The 16,412-nt window shown below is 45.8% G+C and carries 16 protein-coding genes; 6 read left to right on the top strand and 10 right to left on the bottom strand.

The features are described 5' to 3' along the window. Positions 1-45 precede the first annotated feature (45 nt). Entirely contained in the window at positions 46-3,426 is a 3,381-nt protein-coding gene (gene dnaE, locus EDD67_RS12760; RefSeq protein ID WP_158638257.1) for a DNA polymerase III subunit alpha, read from the bottom strand. 140 nt (positions 3,427-3,566) lie between these two features. Continuing rightward, positions 3,567-4,508: a DHH family phosphoesterase gene (locus EDD67_RS12755; RefSeq protein ID WP_121440499.1), complete on the bottom strand. Its 942-nt coding sequence runs from the start codon at positions 4,506-4,508 to the stop codon at positions 3,567-3,569. Positions 4,509-4,629: 121 nt separating this feature from the next. On the opposite strand from EDD67_RS12755, the gene EDD67_RS12750 reads away from it, so the two are divergent. Further along, positions 4,630-4,929, top strand: coding sequence for a YtpI family protein (locus EDD67_RS12750; RefSeq protein WP_093073471.1), 300 nt, complete (start codon positions 4,630-4,632; stop codon positions 4,927-4,929). Here EDD67_RS12750 and EDD67_RS12745 read toward each other — a convergent pair. Further along, entirely contained in the window at positions 4,916-6,223 is a 1,308-nt protein-coding gene (locus EDD67_RS12745; RefSeq protein ID WP_093073473.1) for a CBS domain-containing protein, read from the bottom strand. The two genes, EDD67_RS12750 and EDD67_RS12745, sit on opposite strands and share 14 nt — an antisense overlap. A 189-nt stretch (positions 6,224-6,412) precedes the next feature. On the opposite strand from EDD67_RS12745, the gene EDD67_RS12740 reads away from it, so the two are divergent. Further along, complete coding sequence (locus tag EDD67_RS12740; RefSeq protein ID WP_121440500.1) at positions 6,413-7,099, top strand: hypothetical protein; 687 nt, start codon at positions 6,413-6,415, stop codon at positions 7,097-7,099. 19 nt (positions 7,100-7,118) lie between these two features. Here EDD67_RS12740 and EDD67_RS12735 read toward each other — a convergent pair whose 3' ends face one another. Next, the gene (locus EDD67_RS12735; RefSeq protein ID WP_121440501.1) at positions 7,119-7,802 is read right to left on the bottom strand and encodes a metal-dependent hydrolase; all 684 of its coding nucleotides are present in this window, start codon (positions 7,800-7,802) and stop codon (positions 7,119-7,121) included. Positions 7,803-7,879: 77 nt separating this feature from the next. Continuing rightward, the gene (locus EDD67_RS12730) at positions 7,880-8,638 is read right to left on the bottom strand and encodes an SDR family oxidoreductase (protein ID WP_121440502.1); all 759 of its coding nucleotides are present in this window, start codon (positions 8,636-8,638) and stop codon (positions 7,880-7,882) included. A 192-nt stretch (positions 8,639-8,830) separates the two neighbouring features. Here EDD67_RS12730 and EDD67_RS12725 point away from each other — a divergent pair, with 192 nt between their 5' ends. After that, positions 8,831-9,295 carry a universal stress protein gene (locus EDD67_RS12725; protein ID WP_093073481.1) on the top strand — a complete coding sequence of 155 codons (465 nt, stop codon included), beginning with the start codon at positions 8,831-8,833 and terminating at the stop codon, positions 9,293-9,295. Positions 9,296-9,318: 23 nt separating this feature from the next. Continuing rightward, complete coding sequence (locus EDD67_RS12720) at positions 9,319-9,639, top strand: hypothetical protein (RefSeq protein WP_121440503.1); 321 nt, start codon at positions 9,319-9,321, stop codon at positions 9,637-9,639. 49 nt (positions 9,640-9,688) lie between these two features. Here EDD67_RS12720 and EDD67_RS12715 read toward each other — a convergent pair whose 3' ends face one another. From EDD67_RS12715 to sppA, 5 genes are all read right to left on the bottom strand, one after another. Beyond that, positions 9,689-10,882: an acetate kinase gene (locus tag EDD67_RS12715; RefSeq protein ID WP_121440504.1), complete on the bottom strand. Its 1,194-nt coding sequence runs from the start codon at positions 10,880-10,882 to the stop codon at positions 9,689-9,691. A 290-nt stretch (positions 10,883-11,172) separates the two neighbouring features. After that, the gene (locus EDD67_RS12710; protein ID WP_121440505.1) at positions 11,173-12,171 is read right to left on the bottom strand and encodes a class I SAM-dependent methyltransferase; all 999 of its coding nucleotides are present in this window, start codon (positions 12,169-12,171) and stop codon (positions 11,173-11,175) included. 71 nt (positions 12,172-12,242) lie between these two features. Continuing rightward, on the bottom strand, positions 12,243-12,743 hold the full coding sequence (gene tpx, locus EDD67_RS12705) for a thiol peroxidase (protein ID WP_093073489.1): 501 nt from the start codon (positions 12,741-12,743) through the stop codon (positions 12,243-12,245). An 85-nt stretch (positions 12,744-12,828) separates the two neighbouring features. Then, the gene (locus tag EDD67_RS12700; RefSeq protein ID WP_121440506.1) at positions 12,829-13,404 is read right to left on the bottom strand and encodes an RDD family protein; all 576 of its coding nucleotides are present in this window, start codon (positions 13,402-13,404) and stop codon (positions 12,829-12,831) included. A 10-nt stretch (positions 13,405-13,414) separates the two neighbouring features. Beyond that, complete coding sequence (gene sppA, locus EDD67_RS12695) at positions 13,415-14,404, bottom strand: signal peptide peptidase SppA (RefSeq protein ID WP_121440507.1); 990 nt, start codon at positions 14,402-14,404, stop codon at positions 13,415-13,417. Between the two features lie 145 nt (positions 14,405-14,549). Here sppA and EDD67_RS12690 point away from each other — a divergent pair, with 145 nt between their 5' ends. Then, positions 14,550-15,347 (top strand): NAD kinase, encoded by a 798-nt coding sequence (locus tag EDD67_RS12690; RefSeq protein ID WP_121440508.1) that lies wholly within the window; start codon positions 14,550-14,552, stop codon positions 15,345-15,347. A 22-nt stretch (positions 15,348-15,369) separates the two neighbouring features. Then, positions 15,370-16,359, top strand: a complete 990-nt coding sequence (locus EDD67_RS12685; protein WP_242006052.1) for a Gfo/Idh/MocA family protein — start codon at positions 15,370-15,372, stop codon at positions 16,357-16,359. Positions 16,360-16,412 lie beyond the last annotated feature (53 nt).

Genomic DNA, 16,412 nt, shown 5'->3' with positions numbered 1-16,412 from the left:
GACCACCTTAAAGTCCTTGTCTATTATAACAAATTCCGAATATTGTTACACCCTTGCACCCCGCAAAAATACATTCTTTTTTCCAAGGAGCGCTTCCAGTTTTGCAAGCAGCCTTCCCTCCGCCTTAACATTCCACATTTCCGAGAGTTTCACCGTTTTGCCTGCAGATTCATAATGCAGCACAACAGGAATTTCCCCCGGAGTATCCTGGAGCCAAGTTTTGACTTCGTGCAGAGTGCCTTTTTTTTCGCTGTAGGCAGTGATATTTAAGTATAACACGGGCTGCTGTTTTTCTTTTTCTTTTTGCAAAAGCTCGTCAATCGCCGCGGCTTTGTGCAAAACAAGCTTCCATGCCTCATCATGATGCTGCATAGCCGCTTCGATAAAGATGCGTTCGCCTTTTTTCAATTTCAAACTATATTGTTCGTAAGCCCGCGGAAAGACGGTAACTTCGGCATCCCCGGATTCATCGACAAGGTGAAGAAACGCCATTTGTTGGTTTTTCTTTGTACGAATCGTGCGGATATCTTCGATGATTCCGGCTGCGCGCACCTTTTTCCCTTCAGACGGCCGGTTCATGATTGCCTTCAAGGTTTCCCGTTTGTAAGAGGCCAACAATGCAGACGCCTCTTCCAACGGATGACCTGATACGTAAAACCCGAGTGTCTCTTTTTCATAATTCAACCGGTCGATAAACGGAATTTTCTCGGCATCAGTATAGGACGGCTGATGGTCTTCGACAGCAAACAGACTCGTTTCGCCGTCATTCATCCGTTCTCCGTATTCAAGCGCATCATCTAAAGACGCGAGCAAGACTGAACGGTCTTGGCCGAACTCATCAAGCGCCCCCGCGAAGATAAGCGCTTCTGCCGATCGTTTTGGCAAGAGGCGTTTAGGTATGCGGGCATATAAGTCAAACAGGCCGGAAAACTCTTCTTCTTTGCGGGCCCGCAAAATTGCCCGAACGGTCTGTGCACCGAGATGCTTAATGACTGACAGCCCGACTCTGACCGCTCCGTTTTCGACATGAAACCCTGCCCCGCTTGAGTTTACAGACGGAGGCATGACAGCGATCCCGCGCGATTTCGCTTCGTAGATGTAATCGGATAATTTTTCTTCATGATGCATCGTCTGCTCCATTAACGCTGTCAAAAATTCAACGGTATACACAGCTTTTAAATAGCCTAGCTGACAAGATATCATACTGTATGCAACGGCATGACTGCGGTTGAAACCGTAGTCCGCAAAGCGCTCGATTAAATCGTAAACGGTCGCTGCTTCTTCTTCACTGTATCCGTTACTTAATGCCCCGCGGATAAAATCATACCGGACGCGCTCTAACTCATCGTGCTTTTTTTTACTGACAGCGCGGCGAAGCACGTCTGCCTCTGCAAGCGAGAAGCCGGCCATCAGAGAGGCAATTTGCATAATTTGCTCTTGATAAATCATCACGCCGTAAGTTCTTTTAAGGATCGGTTCTAAATCAGGATGAGGGTAACTGACAGGTTCTGCGCCGTTTTTCCGATTAATAAAAACGGGGATTTGTTCCATTGGCCCGGGACGGTAAAGGGCATTCACAGCGACAATATCCTCGAACGACGACGGTTTTAAGCGTTTAAGCACGCTTTTCATTCCTTGCGACTCCAGTTGAAAGATACCGTTTGTGTCGCCGCGGCCAAACATTTGAAACATCGCGCTGTTGTCGAGCGGAATGTCCGCTACATTCAACGATTCCCCCCGGTCCTCGCTGATGAGTTCTATGATCCGTTCAATCAGGCTTAAATTTCGCAAACCTAAAAAATCCATCTTCAATAAACCGAGCTTTTCCAAATCCCCCATAGGATACTGTGTAAGTGCCAACTCCCCGTGTCCTTTCTCAAGCGGAACGGTCTCTGACAAAGGGTGTTCACTGATAACGATACCAGCGGCATGAACGGACGTGTGACGCGGCAGCCCTTCAATCTCCTCGGCAACACGAAACAATGTTTGCAGCTCGCTGTGCTGACTGATCTGTCTCTGTAAAGCCGGGACTTCCTTGACAGCATCGCGGAGCCGAATGCTTGCGCGTGACGGTATCTGTTTGGCTGCTTCATCGGTCAAGCGGGGATCGGTCCCTAAAGCTCTCGCCGCATCACGAAGCGCCGCTTTCGCAGCGAGCGTCCCGAACGTGACGATTTGGGCAACACGGTCGTGACCGTACTTTTCAGCAACATAGTTAATGACCGACTCCCTTGAGCGATCGGAAAAATCGATATCAATATCCGGCATCGAAACCCGCTCAGGGTTTAAAAAACGCTCAAAAAGCAAATCATATTTCAACGGATCAACTTGGGTGATATCAAGAACAAAGGCAACAAGCGAACCGGCTGCCGACCCTCTTCCGGGCCCCGTTAAAATGCGGTTATTATGCGCATAACGCATAAAATCGTGAACAATTAAAAAATAATCATCATAATCCATATCCGAAATAATCGACAGTTCGTGATCGAGACGCTCCCAAACATCTGCTCCCGGATCTGCATATTTTTGATGAACGCCCTTTATACAGCACGCCCGCAAATATTCTTCGGCTGTTTGACTGCTCGGAACCGGGTAAGACGGCAGCACTTTTGTTCCGAGCGGAAGCTCGACGCTGCACTCTTTCGCGATCGCTGCCGTTTCCGCAACAGCTTGCGGCCAAGACGGAAACAGCGACGCCATCTCGTCGGCTGTTTTTAAATACGTTTCACTGTCTTCCGGTGCGTCAGAAAGCTCATGCAATGACGTTCCTTTTCGAATCGCCTTTAACGTTTGAAATGCCTCCGTTTGATTTTTTTCAAGCATCTCTACACGATTCGTTGCCACCGGACGGACACCGGAGCTTAAAATCCATTTATGAATCGCCAGCATACGCTCCCGTTCTTTTTTTTGCCAATGGTTTTGAATCTCAATAAAAACATTCTCGCTGCCGGCATATTTCTGCAAAAGTCCGGTTAATTTCTCCGCTTTTTCCGCCTCGCCGTCTTCAACAAGCTGCTGTATCTCGCCGCTCATAAACGGCGTCAAGACAATCACTTCTTCTAACTTCGGATACAGCTCTTCATAAGTGATCTGGATCTTTTTATCCTCGTCGTGAAAATTGGCTGCTGTTGTCAGCGCCAACAGGTTTTTATACCCTTTATACGATTTCGCCAGCAGTATAAGTGTATACTCACCGTCTTTCTCTGCATATGCCGGCACGACCGTGAGTTCCACTCCGAGAACCGGTTTAATTCCGGATGCCAGGCATTGCTCATAAAACTGCACGGTTCCGTACATCGCATTTTTGTCCGTTAATGCAAGTGCCGCAAACCCTTTTTCAGCGGCATTTCGGACGAGTGCCGGAATTGCTGCCGTACTTTGAAGCAAGCTGTATTCACTATGTACATGTAAATGAACATACGCCATGTTTAGACACCTCATCCGCATAAAGTAGAACAAATGTTTCTTTCCCTATTATGCCTAATAATTTTGCTAAAGAAAAGCGTCCGAAAATAATAAAAAAACACTTCGGTTGGAAGTGTTTTTTTGCGTCGTTTTGCGGATGATCATGCGCTGCTTTGGCACATCTTTTTTAATTCCGTTAACAATTGTTCCGCTTCTTCCCATGAATAAACAGTTGCTCCGGACGCCATCGGATGACCGCCGCCTCGATACGTTTCCGCCAGCTTATGAATTTCCGGACCTTTAGATCTAAGACGCACACGAATGAGATCCCCTTCTTCAACGAAAAACACCCAGGCTTTAAGCCCTTCTAAGGCAGAGAAAGTGTTAATGATTAACGACGTTTCTTGCGGGCCCACTTGAAATTCTTCGAGCTTTTCTTTCGGTAAAAAAATGTGCCCGGTTCCAGCTTCGCTGATTTCCGCCTGCGATAGCACATAACCTTCCAAACGCATGAGCGGAAGCGACGTTTTATACAGCTCGTTATACAGTTCTTCCCGTGAAAAATCTTCTTTTACCAACCGGGCCGCTGCCAAAAAAGTTCGCTCCGATGTATTGGAGAAACGAAAACGGCCCGTGTCAGCTGCGATCCCGGCATATAATAGACGCGCGAGTTCAGCTGAAAGTTCAGCGCCTTCTTTTTCAGCTTCTAAAAACAGTTCAAATAACATTTCACATGTGGAGCTCGCTTGTTCATCAATCAGCGCCAATGTTCCGAACTCATCAACAATCGGATGATGATCGATTTTAATCAGTTCTTTCCCGTACTGATAACGCTGATCATCGATACGCGCCCGGTTTGCCGTATCGCAAACAATGATCAGCGCTTCGGAAAACAAATGATCCGGCACAGCATCCATCTCTGCTAAAAATGCCAGCGACAATTCATTTTCTCCGCCTAAATAGACCGCTTTTTCCGGGTATAAAGAATTTATCAAAACCTTCATTGCGGCTTGGGAACCGACCGCATCAGGATCCGGACGCACGTGGCGCAAGATAATAATCGTCTCGAAGTCTTTGATTTTTTCTAAGATATTTTTCTTCATTTTTTCAATCCCCTTCGTTATACACTGATGACGGCAGTTGCTCCCGGCGCCTTGTTCAGATTACAATAGACACAGCAATAAAAATTCGGTCCTGCACCGAGCAAAGAAGGAGTCTGCTGATATGTTTTTAATCACAACGATTGTGATCTCACTAGTGCTGTTTGTCTACTTCAAAGTTAATCAGACGAGGAGCTCCGGACCGGCAGAAAAGCGGTCTTATGCTGCCAAAAGCAGCGTTGCAGCCGGCGTCTTTTTAGCTGCTTTCGGAATCAACAGCTTTGCGTATTATTTAACAGGACCGGCTGCGTTTGTGCTGCTGTTGTTTGTTGCAGTCGGCGGCGCAAATATCTTTTTAGGTATTCGCAATTTCAAACAGCTTAAACCTTACGTTGAAAAGGAGCTTGCGGCTAACGATCAATAAGCTGGGCCATCAACATCGCTTTACCGACTATTTGTCCTTGGTGGTACACTTCGACATCAACTTTTCCGAATTTACGGCTGACTTCCAAGACACGCGGATAGACTTGAAGGATCGCATCGATTTGCACCGGCTTGATAAAAAAGATCGTAATGTTTTCAACGACAAGGTCCCCTTTTTTATATTTGCGCAGGACACGGCTTCCCGACTCCGTTACGACCGTCGTTAAAACACCGTAAGAGATCGTGCCTAAATGATTTGTCATTTGCGGCGTCACTTCGAGCTGGAAACAGTTTTCCTGTGTATTCGAGACATCTTCAAAATGGCGCGTGACGAGATCTTCAATCGTGTCGCCGACGTGCGGCTGCCTCTGAATCATCTGCAATGCTTTAAGCACGTCCTGCCGGCTAATCACGCCGGTTAATTTTTTCGAGCTGTCAATAACGGGGAGAAGTTCAATCCCTTCCCACACCATCATATGCGCTGCCGAGGCTACTGACGTATGACTCGTCACCGAAATCGGGTGTTTTGTCATGACTTTTTCGATACTGACCGACGGATCGACGCCGATCACATCTTTTGCTGTGATCATGCCGTGCAGTTTCGCGTGCTGGTCAATGACGGGATAGCGGTTATGCCCGGTTGCTTCATTCAATTCCTGCCAGCGCCCGACCGTGTCATCCAGACTTAAGAAATTTGTGCTCTCCAGCGGTATTAAAATATCTTCGACAGAAATAATTTCTTTTTTAATAAGCTGGTCGTAAATGGCCCGGTTAATCATTGTCGCCACAGTAAACGTATCGTAACTTGTCGTAATCAGCGGCAGCTGCAGTTCATCTGCCAGCTGCCTGACATCGTCGCTCGTTTCAAATCCGCCTGTTATTAACACAGCTGAGCCGGATTCCAGCGCCAGTTTATGTACTTGTTCACGGTTGCCGACGATAAGCAAGTTGCCCGCTTCGATATAACGCATCATCGCCTCGGCTTTCATCGCACCGATGACAAACTTGTTCAGTGTTTTGTAAAGCCCATTTCGTCCGCCAATGACATGGCCGTCAACGATATTAACAACTTCTGCGTACGTCAGGCGCTCGATATTATCTTTTTGCTTTTTCTCAATCCGGATCGTCCCGACACGTTCAATCGTGCTGACGAGACCCTGATTTTCTGCATCTTTAATCGCCCGGTACGCGGTGCCTTCACTGACATTAAGCACTTTCGCAACGTGTCTGACAGAAATTTTGTTTCCGACATCCAGTGAGCGTATATGCTGTAATATTTGCTCATGCTTCGTCATAAGCAGATTCACTCCTCATTTCATTAAACTGTTTCTTCTATTTTCCGTCACTGTACTAAGACAAGTATAATCATCTTCAGCCAATTCTTCAAGTTCTTTTCAGATTCTGCCTATGCGACTATTTCATATAGGCGGCTGCTGATCTACAATGAAACAGAGAAACGATTTTTCTGAGAGGAGTTCATCCGGATGCACCGATTCTTGCCCGTTGTTTTATTTTTACTAATGCTTCAAGCATGCACTTCCGGGAGCGAGCCCACTCCTCCGGAAGTCGAAGTGGATCAGCCGGAGTCATCATTCAGCGATCAACAGCCCCCGCTTTCAGCCGAAGATTATCGAGACTTGACCGATCGGGCGGTCACGTTATTTAATAACCGCGCTTATCTGCTCGAGGACGCAAACGAGGATGATGAACTAAAAAAATGGTTCATCCGTTATTATATTCAAAAACACGAGTTCGAAGAGGATTGGGATGAGGAAGAAATCCTCCAGTTGGCTCTTGATCGGCAAAGTTATGAAAAAGCTTGGCGCAAATACGCCGAAGATGAATACGATGTCACCATTTCTGAGGAGATGATCAAACAGCAAGCAGAATACAATGTACAAGTCTATCAAGACAGCATGCCGCCGATTATAAAAGGAATGTCCGCTTCGCTTGATAAAACGATCGAAGAATTCATGACCGAGTTTGATCGTGATCATGTTGAACGGACGGTTATTTGGCAGCGTCTGATTCCTACACTGCTCGAGGAATACGAGCAGGAGGCCAGTGACTATGTAAACGGCGTTTTTCTGCGCCAAGAGTTTGATGAAGAAGTTTTAACCTACATGGAAGAAGAATATGACGAAGAAGTGCCGGAGATCTATGATCCTTAAAGATCTCCGGCACAGTTTTTTATAATTCAATTTCATCTCCGGCTTTCATCGGAATCCCGTCTCCCGGGTTCACTTTTGCCGCAAAAGCTTCGCCGTCCTGTTCAATCAGCGGGAACGTATCGTAGTGGATCGGAACAACTTTCTTCGCTTGGAGCCACTTTGCTGCCAACAATGCATCATCCGGTCCCATCGTAAAATTGTCGCCGATTGGTAAGAACGCCAAATCAATCTTATGCTGTTCACCGTACATTTTCATATCTGAAAAGAGCGCTGTATCACCGGCGTGGAAAACAGTTTGGCCTTCAGCCATCAATAAGATTCCCGCGGGCATTCCGGTATAAACGATCTTCTCATTATCAGCTTCAGTATACGAAGACCCGTGAAAAGCCTGGGTCAATTTAACTGTGCCGAAATCGAATGTGTGCGAACCGCCGATATGCATCGGATGAGCATCCACGCCTTGCCATCCGAGATACGTGGCAAGTTCAAAAGGCGCGACTACGAGAGCGCCGCTCTTTTTCGCGATTTCAACGGTATCGCCGACATGATCGTTATGCCCGTGCGTCAGTAAAATCACATCCGGGTTTTCCTCTTGCGCATTTAAATCGGTTGCACCGTTGCCTGTCAAGTAGGGATCAATCAAAATCGTTTGTCCGTTTGTAATCACTTTTACTACAGAATGTCCGTGAAAAGAAAGCTTCATTCTCAATTCCGCTCCTTTTATCAAAAATTTGTTCCGTAGTCGGTGTACCCTTTCAAGCTGATTGTTATTCATCTTTTTTACCGATAACGGTGCAAAACATCAACGCCTCCCGTCACTTCAATAACCGCCCCTGTAATCAGGTCCGCTTGCTGATCAGCGAGAAAAAGAACTGTCCTCGCGATATCACCGCCTGTTCCGGGACGTCCGACCGGTGTTTCACTGTCAAGCTGCAGCTTCCCTGCTTCAATCGAAGCTTCTTTCATATCTCCCGTGATTTTCCCCGGGCATATCATGTTTGCTGTAATGCCGTTTTCGGCTTCTTCAATTGAAACCGTCTTTGTTAAAGACGTCAACCCGGTCTTCGCTGCTGCAAAAGCCGAACGATACTTCCATGCAGGCGTTTGATTGGATTCTTGAAAACCGAATGTGATGATTCGTCCAAATTGCTGCTTTCGCATAATCGGTATAAAAGCCTGAAATAAATAAAAGGCAGATGACAAATTCCCGTTCACCATACGATCCCATTCCTCATCATCGTATTCGATCAATTTTTTCCGCTCGAAAATATACGGACCTGCATTACAGACGAGCACATCAATCGTCGGCCTGAACTTTTGCGCTTCCTCCGCCAGCTTGTGAATATCGTCTTTCTGTTCGATATCTCCGTTGACAAACTGAACATTTGTTTCATAATTAATCCATTCTTCTTTAAGCTTTTCAACTGTACCGTCATTTGATCGATATTGAACCGTGACATCGTACCCGTTCTCGAGAAATGCTTCAGAAATCATTTTTCCTAGTCCTTTAACCCCTGCTGTGATGACAGCGTGCGGCATACAATCACCTCTTTACTGTTACTTCGGCATTTAGATAGAAACTGCTTTAATTATACGTTTGCAGAAGCGGATTTGTAAAAACATACGGCTTGTAGTTCTAAAGACCTGTTTTTGAGATGTCTCGTGATTTTTCCGAAAATTTGTTATAATGACAGTGTAAGTCATTTAATTAAATAAAAGGAGGCCCCTCACATGACTATTCGTTACAACAACATTCTCGTAGCCGTCGACGGATCCAAGGAAGCTAAGCGCGCGTTCAAAAAAGCAGCTCTATTGGCCAAAGATCATGATGCGAAATTATTATTAACTCATGTGGTAGACACGCGAACCTTTGCCTCAGTAGAACATTATGACCGGACAATCTTCTCTGAAGCAGAAAATTACGCCCGAGAGATGCTAGAAGAATACAAAGAGCAGGCACTGGAAGAGGGGTTGACTGATGTTACGCTCATTTTGGATTACGGTTCGCCAAAAGTGAAAATTGCCAAAGATGTAGCACGAAAATATGAGGTTGACTTAATTGTTACCGGCGCAACCGGACTGAACGCTGTAGAGCGATTTTTAATCGGCAGTGTTTCCGAGCACATAACCCGTCATGCTGCTTGCGATGTATTAATTGTCCGTTCCGATGCAGCCGAGGGTGAAAAAGACCGTTAAGCGGAAGGATGCTGATCAGATTCATGAACGTCCCGTTTCACTTTAACCTCAGATTAGGAATTCAGATTCCGGCGTTATCTGCTTCGTGGGATGCTTATCCGCGGGATATACAAGAAGAGGTCCTTTATCAATGGGAACATTCGCGCGGTGACATTCCTGCACGCATCCGTGAAATCGAAGAAGAAATTAACGAAAAACAGCAACGCCTCTATGAAGAGACAGATTTTGATCGGAGCTGCCGCTTAAATGAGGAAATCTCTGAGCGCGCTTCTGTGATTACAGATTTATGGATATGGTACCGCACAGGGGAAAACATTCAAGTAAAACAACGTGCGAAAAACTAAAACAATCTCCCGAGACGTTTTCGTCTAGGGAGATTGTTTATTGTTCTGCCTAGTTGGACAGTCCGTATTTCACTGTATCGCGGGCGATAACAACTTCTTCATCAGTCGGAATGACAAGAACTTTTACCGGGGAATGCGGATAATTGATAAACGCTTCTTGACCGCGAATTTTATTTAATGCAGGGTCCCAGTAAATCCCCATAAATTCCAGTCCGTGCAATACACGGGCCCGGATGGTATCGCTGTTTTCTCCGATTCCTGCTGTGAAAATAACGGCATCTACACCATTCATCCGCGTCGCATAAGATCCGATGTATTTATGAATACGCGATGTGAATACATTTAATGCAAGCTGCGCACGGCGGTGGCCGTCTTCAGCTTTTAATTCGATATCGCGCAAATCGCTGGAAAATCCGGACAAAGCAAGCATTCCGCTCTCTTTGTTCAGAACTTGCAACACTTCTTCAGCCGTTTTATCTGCTTTTTGCATGATAAACGGAATAAGAGCCGGATCGATGTTTCCGGAACGTGTTCCCATCGTCACCCCGGCAAGCGGGGTGAAGCCCATCGAGGTATCGATCGATTTACCGCCTTCAATCGCAGCGATACTGGCTCCGTTACCTAAGTGACAAGAAATCAGCCGCAAATTTTCAATCGGACGTCCGAGCATTTCAGCGGCGCGTTCCGAAACATACTTGTGCGATGTGCCGTGGAATCCATACTTGCGAATGCCGTATTTTTCATAATATTCATAAGGCAGACTGTACAGATACGAATCTTCAGGCATCGTCTGGTGAAATGCCGTGTCAAAAACAGCGACAGACGGGACATTTGGCAGTATTTCACGAAAGGCGCGAATACCGACTAAATTCGCCGGGTTATGCAGCGGAGCAAGCTCAGAAACTTCTTCAATGCCTTTAATCACATCATCGGTAATATAAACAGACTGATTGAATTTTTCACCGCCGTGAACAACACGGTGACCGATCCCCTGGATTTCATCCAGCGAGGAAATAATGTTGAATTCCGTCAGTTTATCTAGCAATATCTTGACTGCTTCTGAATGATCGTTAATATCACGGACATCTTTCTTTTTCTCGCCATCCACTTCAATCGTGAAAACCGAATCACTGATGCCGATCCGTTCAACAATACCTTTCGTTAAAATTTCTTCTTCCGGCATTTGCAACAGCTGAAATTTAAGCGAGGAACTGCCTGCATTAATCGCCATAATCTTAGACATGGTATAATTCGCTCCTTTTTTCTTTTCGTCTATCTTAATATCTCTTTTTCCTGATCACTAATAATTAAACCATTAGCGAAAAAAGAATGCAAGATCTGTCCTACAAATCTTTTAACTATTTATATAACAAAAAATTAGATACTTAAAGAAATCTTTTTTTCACAGGGTATCAAAGGAACTAATCTGTTCCAAAAAGGACAAATAAACTGTAATACAGACTTTTGTCAACCGTTCGATTCGCCGCTGATTCTTTTCGTTTCCCCCCGCAATATGTTTTTTCATTTAAGCTGCTATGAACTCAAATGCTCATCGAACCACGCAGAAATTCGCAGCGTCATGTCTTGAAGCGAAGCTTCCTTTGAAAACGACGGCAATTCAGCCAACAAAGCTTGCTGAGGCGGTTGAATGCCGGGCTGATGTTTACGGACAACTAAAATGCTTTTCGCTAGATCTTTTGACTTAAACATCGTATCCGGAAGCTGCAAAAATGCATAAATCATCGAACTGTTTTTTACAAAACTGTGCAAAGAACCTGTTTCATCTGCCTGAAAAATCTGGTTAGGTACGAGAAATATTGCAAAACCGCCTGCTTTTAACGACCGGATACTTTTTTCAATTAACAGGTGGTGCACAAAAGACAGTCCGTCCTCAGCTTTCAGCTCATATCCGCTCGCTGCCTCAGCATCAGGATAGTATCCGAGCGGCAGATCAGCTACGGCAATGTCCGCTTCGCTGTCAATCTGCATTTTCACGCTGTCATCATGGACGATCTCTGCTTGCTTTCCCTGCAGCCGCGCATTCACATAAGCTAAGTTTGCCAGCGTTTCATCTGCTTCCACACCGGTGCCAATCGCCGGTTTCGACACTTGATTCATGACTGCGGTCAATAAATTTCCCGAACCGCAAGCTAAATCAGTAATCTGCGGTGACTGCGCCGCATCATAACTGAGAATTTTTTCTGTGAGAAAACCGATGAACAAGCCGACTGCATCCGGCGTCATCGCATGATTAGGCTGGGTCGCTTCTCTCATTCCTTTTAAAACAGCGAGCTGCATCGCTTTGCGGTATTCTTCGGCAGTGACTCCGGACAACTCATTTGTCTCTGTAAGCCATCCGTTTAATTTTTTCGTTGCCTCTTCAGTCAGATGCTGTTCAACAGAGCCGGTCCGGAGGTTCTCCCCCATCAGGCTCAATGCCTCTAAGTAAAGCATTCCGTAAATGTTTTGCAATTCTTGGGCGCCGCGATCTAAAACTGAATAGACCGTTTCTGTCGCAGTCGATTCACTCATTATTTTCACTCCTTTTTATTCTGTAACACAAAAAGAAAAGCACCTGACAGATGCTTTCCTTTATTCAGCCGTTATTCTGCTGCTTTTACAGCTTCAATCGCTGCATCATAATCCGGATGATTTGTCACTTCCGGGACATATTCTGTGTAGGATACTTTCCCGTTGCGGTCAACCACAAAAATGGAACGGGCTAAAAGGCGCATTTCTTTAATTGCTGCCCCGAATTTCTTCCCGAAATCAAGGTCGCGGTGATCGGAAAATACGTGCGCATTTTCAATTCCCGCTGCTGCGCACCAGCGTCTTTGCGCAAACGGCAAATCCACACTGATTGTGATCACTTCAGCGTCTTCCAGCTGAGCAGCTTCTTCATTAAATCTGCGTGTCTGCTGATCGCAAACCCCCGTATCAATTGAAGGAACGACACTGATCAATTTCTTCTTGCCTTTAAAATCAGATAAGCTCACCTCTGATAAATCGGTCGCTAAAACCGTGAAATCCGGTGCTGTATCGCCTGTTTGTACAGGAGAATCCATTAATGTTACAGGAGTTTCTTTAAATGTTATCGATGGCATGCTTGATGTCCTCCTTGTTTAAGTTCATTTCACCTGTTATCGTATCACATTTCACAACGCTTTTCACAATGACTGAAACGGACGGTTATACAGGCTGAGCTGCCCCCGTTTCACTTTGACGGACCGTCCGCTTTGATTTACGGGGCTCTAATACAACACACGTATGTCCGATTCGATCATGCAGCCCCCGTTTATCCGGCGAAAATGCGACGATTAAATACAGCAAATTCGTAAATACGAGCGATTGGTGAATGTAGCGCCCGATAACTTCACGGAAAAGACAATCCGTCCAAGTCAACTCCCGATCTTCATGAGCTATTACACGCAAGCCGAAGAGCATCTTGCCCAGTGTCTGCCCTATCAGCTTGGTCATCACAGTAAAATAACCGAACGAAACAGCTGATGTGAAAATTCCTGCCAATGTAAATACCCCGATCGTTACTGCTTCTAAATCCGCGGCAAAATAACCCAACCCAAGCACAATGCCGTTGAGACTGACGACAATCAGCAAGTCAAATAAATACGCCCAAAAGCGCATCCAAAAACCGGCAAAGTAAAGCGGCTCTTCCGCTGCTGTATCTTTCGGAGCAGGTTCCGTTTCTTCGTGCCCGTCTGTTTGTCTTTCCTCTGCCGCATAGTCATGCTTCGTATTTTCTGACATTTTATTCACCTCATTCCGTATACAAATACATCAGTTCTGCTCCGTCATTGTCCTGTAAAATATATTCGAGCTGCCGCTGTTCAGAACCGGGGAACAATTGCTGAGCAAACCCGAAAAGTGACGGCATTCCCGAACCTCCGACGTATTCCACAACTGAGAGATCACCGCGGTCAAGATCCTCTTGCAGAGAATCTACAGCGTCTTCTAAGTGACCGGTATCATCAATCAAACCGTTCTCAGCGGCTTGGTTCCCGGTATAAATGCGCCCATCAGCTAACTCATACACTTCATCGCGCGTTAAGTTCTCCCGCCCGTCATCAATCACATCGATAAATTGTTCATACGCATCATCAATAATGCTTTCGGCTATCTCCTGTTCACCCTCATTCGATTCGCTGAACGGAGATAAAAAATCTTTATGTTCGCCGCTTGTAAACGTTTCAGCCTCGATACCTAGATCCTCTGCCAGTTCGGAAACATTAAACGATTGTAAGATCACCCCTAGAGAACCGGTAAACGTTTGTCCGTTCGCGAATATTTTTTCGGCCGGAGCTGAGATATAATAGCCTCCGCTCGCGGCCTGTGATCCCATCGAAACATAAACCGGCTTGCCGTAATCATCTTGAATGGCTTGCACCCGATCATGTATCTCATCACTTTCAACAACACCGCCGCCAGGTGTATTCACTCTTAAAACGACCCCGTGAACCTCGCCGTCTTCGGCAGCCCGGTCAAGCTGATTCAATACACGGCTGTGATTATAACCGACAGAGAAAAAATCATCTCCGCCTGTGTCCTGCAGCATGCCTTCAATATGTACGACTGCAATTTTCCCTGCGTCCGTTCCTGCATGCATCGTTTCTTCATTAACCCCCATACCTTGAGCGCCGATAAAGTCATCTACTTCACTGCCGAGTTGCTGCGTCAATACTGTGAAGACTGTCGAAAATAAAAACAGCACTGCCGCAACACCTAAAGCTATCCAGCGTTTTCCTGTCATAAGTCATTTCTCCTTCCCGTTTCCGCATTCCTTAAAGCAGGAATATTTTGATTTTGATAGAATATATATAGTATAAATGGAACTGCCCCGTCCTGTACAATAAAAAGGGGTAAATTATGTAATGCAGAAAGGACGATTCACCGTTATGAACAATCGTAAAAACGTTTACTTATTTTACAAACCAGATGACGAGCTTGAAAAGAAAGTTCAGGAAATTCGCAAAATCGGCAGAAAGCACGGCTTTTCGCTTGTTGAAGAGTCTAAAGACGCCGATATTATCGTCAGTTTCGGCGGTGACGGCCAGTTTCTTCAGGCGGTTCGTAAAACCGGCTTTCGTGACGATGCCTTGTATGTCGGTGTCAACGACGGACGGTTAGGATTTTATACAGATTTTGACACAACTGATTTAGATAAAATTGAGAACGCTTTAAAAACAGAAAACATTGAAGTTTTAAAATATCCGACACTGGAAGTGGAAGTTGATCACTTGCAAGCCTTTAAATGCTTAAACGAGCTTTCCGTCCGCTCAAACATCATCAAAACATTTGCAATCGATGTCTACATTGATGATTTTCATTTCGAAACCTTTCGCGGCGACGGCATGGTTGTCTCGACACCGACCGGAAGCACATCTTACAATAAATCCCTGAACGGAGCTGTTGTCGATCCTAAACTTCAGGCCATGCAGCTGACAGAAATTGCTTCACTGAACAATAATCAATACCGGACCCTCGGTTCGCCGCTTCTTTTAAACCACGGGCGCGAACTCACGCTAAAGATCGTCCAAGACGGAAATGATCACCCGATCATCGCCGCGGATAATGAAGCCCTCGGGATCCGTCACTCGCACGAAATCAAAGTGCGTGTAGCCGAGAAACCGATCAAAACACTGCGGATGAAGGATAACCTTTTCTTTCAAAAAGTAAAACGAAGCTTTCTTTAATCAAATGTCTGGAGGAATAACTTTGCAGACTGTACGCTGGGGAATCATCGGCTGCGGGAACGTCACGGAAGTGAAAAGCGGGCCTGCTTTTCACTTAGCAGAAGGAAGTTCGCTGCAGGCTGTGATGCGAAGAAATAAACTTAAAGCTCAAGACTACGCGGAGCGTCACGGTGTGCCGGCTTGGTACGATAAAGCGGAAGACTTAATAGCTGACAGCCGTGTCGACGCGGTCTACATTGCCACTCCACCTTCTTCGCATAAAGAATATACAATCATGGCTGCTGAAGCAGGCAAGCCGGTGTACGTAGAAAAACCGATGGCGCTGAGCGCGAACGAATGTTCTGACATGATTGCTTCGTGCGAAAAGAATAATGTTCCGCTGTTCGTCGCTTATTACAGACGGTCTCTGCCGCGATTTAACAAAGTCAAAGAATTAATCGAAAACGGCCTCATTGGCGACGTTTGCTCTGTTTCCGTTCAGCATACACAAAAAAGCGTGCAAAAAAATGACGGCGGCGAGTGGCCTTGGCGGGTAAACCCTTCAATCAGCGGCGCCGGGTTAATATACGATACCGGGGCGCACACGTTAGACCTCCTTGATTACTTATTAGGACCGCTGCACGAAATCAAAGGGCATGCAGCCAATCTGTTCAGTTCCTATCCGGCCGAAGACACCGTCAGCGGCACATGGCGATTTGCCAACGGCGCTTTAGGGGCCGGTGTATGGAGCTTTTCCTCCTACAAAAAGCAAGATTTAAACTGCATTGTCGGAACAAAGGGAGAAATCCGCTTTTCAACATTTGATAATAGACCGATCACGTTGATTAATGGTGCCGGAGAGAAAGCTTTTCACATCGATCACCCTGATCACATTCAACAAAATCACATTCAATCGATCGTTAATGAATTGCTTGGGGATGAAGAAGTTTGTCCAAGCACCGGAAAAACCGCGGCGCGGACGAACAAAGTAATGGAACAGCTTGTACAAAATTTCTATCAAGCTCACAGCTAAAAAGCCTTCACACTGCAGTGAAGGCTTTTTTGACGATATTTCCCGGGAAATGA

The organism is Salisediminibacterium halotolerans, assembly GCF_003814815.1.
Taxonomy (GTDB): domain Bacteria; phylum Bacillota; class Bacilli; order Bacillales; family Salisediminibacteriaceae; genus Salisediminibacterium; species Salisediminibacterium halotolerans.
The sequence above is the reverse complement of the archived record's forward strand: the minus strand, read 5'-3'. Positions and strand labels throughout refer to the sequence as shown.

Coding starts and splice junctions, on each gene's coding strand:
- dnaE (WP_158638257.1), bottom strand. CDS start 3,426: ATGGCGTATGTTCATTTACATGTACATAGTGAATACAGCTTGCTTCAA.
- EDD67_RS12755 (WP_121440499.1), bottom strand. CDS start 4,508: ATGAAGAAAAATATCTTAGAAAAAATCAAAGACTTCGAGACGATTATT.
- EDD67_RS12750 (WP_093073471.1), top strand. CDS start 4,630: ATGTTTTTAATCACAACGATTGTGATCTCACTAGTGCTGTTTGTCTAC.
- EDD67_RS12745 (WP_093073473.1), bottom strand. CDS start 6,223: ATGACGAAGCATGAGCAAATATTACAGCATATACGCTCACTGGATGTC.
- EDD67_RS12740 (WP_121440500.1), top strand. CDS start 6,413: ATGCACCGATTCTTGCCCGTTGTTTTATTTTTACTAATGCTTCAAGCA.
- EDD67_RS12735 (WP_121440501.1), bottom strand. CDS start 7,802: ATGAAGCTTTCTTTTCACGGACATTCTGTAGTAAAAGTGATTACAAAC.
- EDD67_RS12730 (WP_121440502.1), bottom strand. CDS start 8,638: ATGCCGCACGCTGTCATCACAGCAGGGGTTAAAGGACTAGGAAAAATG.
- EDD67_RS12725 (WP_093073481.1), top strand. CDS start 8,831: ATGACTATTCGTTACAACAACATTCTCGTAGCCGTCGACGGATCCAAG.
- EDD67_RS12720 (WP_121440503.1), top strand. CDS start 9,319: ATGAACGTCCCGTTTCACTTTAACCTCAGATTAGGAATTCAGATTCCG.
- EDD67_RS12715 (WP_121440504.1), bottom strand. CDS start 10,882: ATGTCTAAGATTATGGCGATTAATGCAGGCAGTTCCTCGCTTAAATTT.
- EDD67_RS12710 (WP_121440505.1), bottom strand. CDS start 12,171: ATGAGTGAATCGACTGCGACAGAAACGGTCTATTCAGTTTTAGATCGC.
- tpx (WP_093073489.1), bottom strand. CDS start 12,743: ATGCCATCGATAACATTTAAAGAAACTCCTGTAACATTAATGGATTCT.
- EDD67_RS12700 (WP_121440506.1), bottom strand. CDS start 13,404: ATGTCAGAAAATACGAAGCATGACTATGCGGCAGAGGAAAGACAAACA.
- sppA (WP_121440507.1), bottom strand. CDS start 14,404: ATGACAGGAAAACGCTGGATAGCTTTAGGTGTTGCGGCAGTGCTGTTT.
- EDD67_RS12690 (WP_121440508.1), top strand. CDS start 14,550: ATGAACAATCGTAAAAACGTTTACTTATTTTACAAACCAGATGACGAG.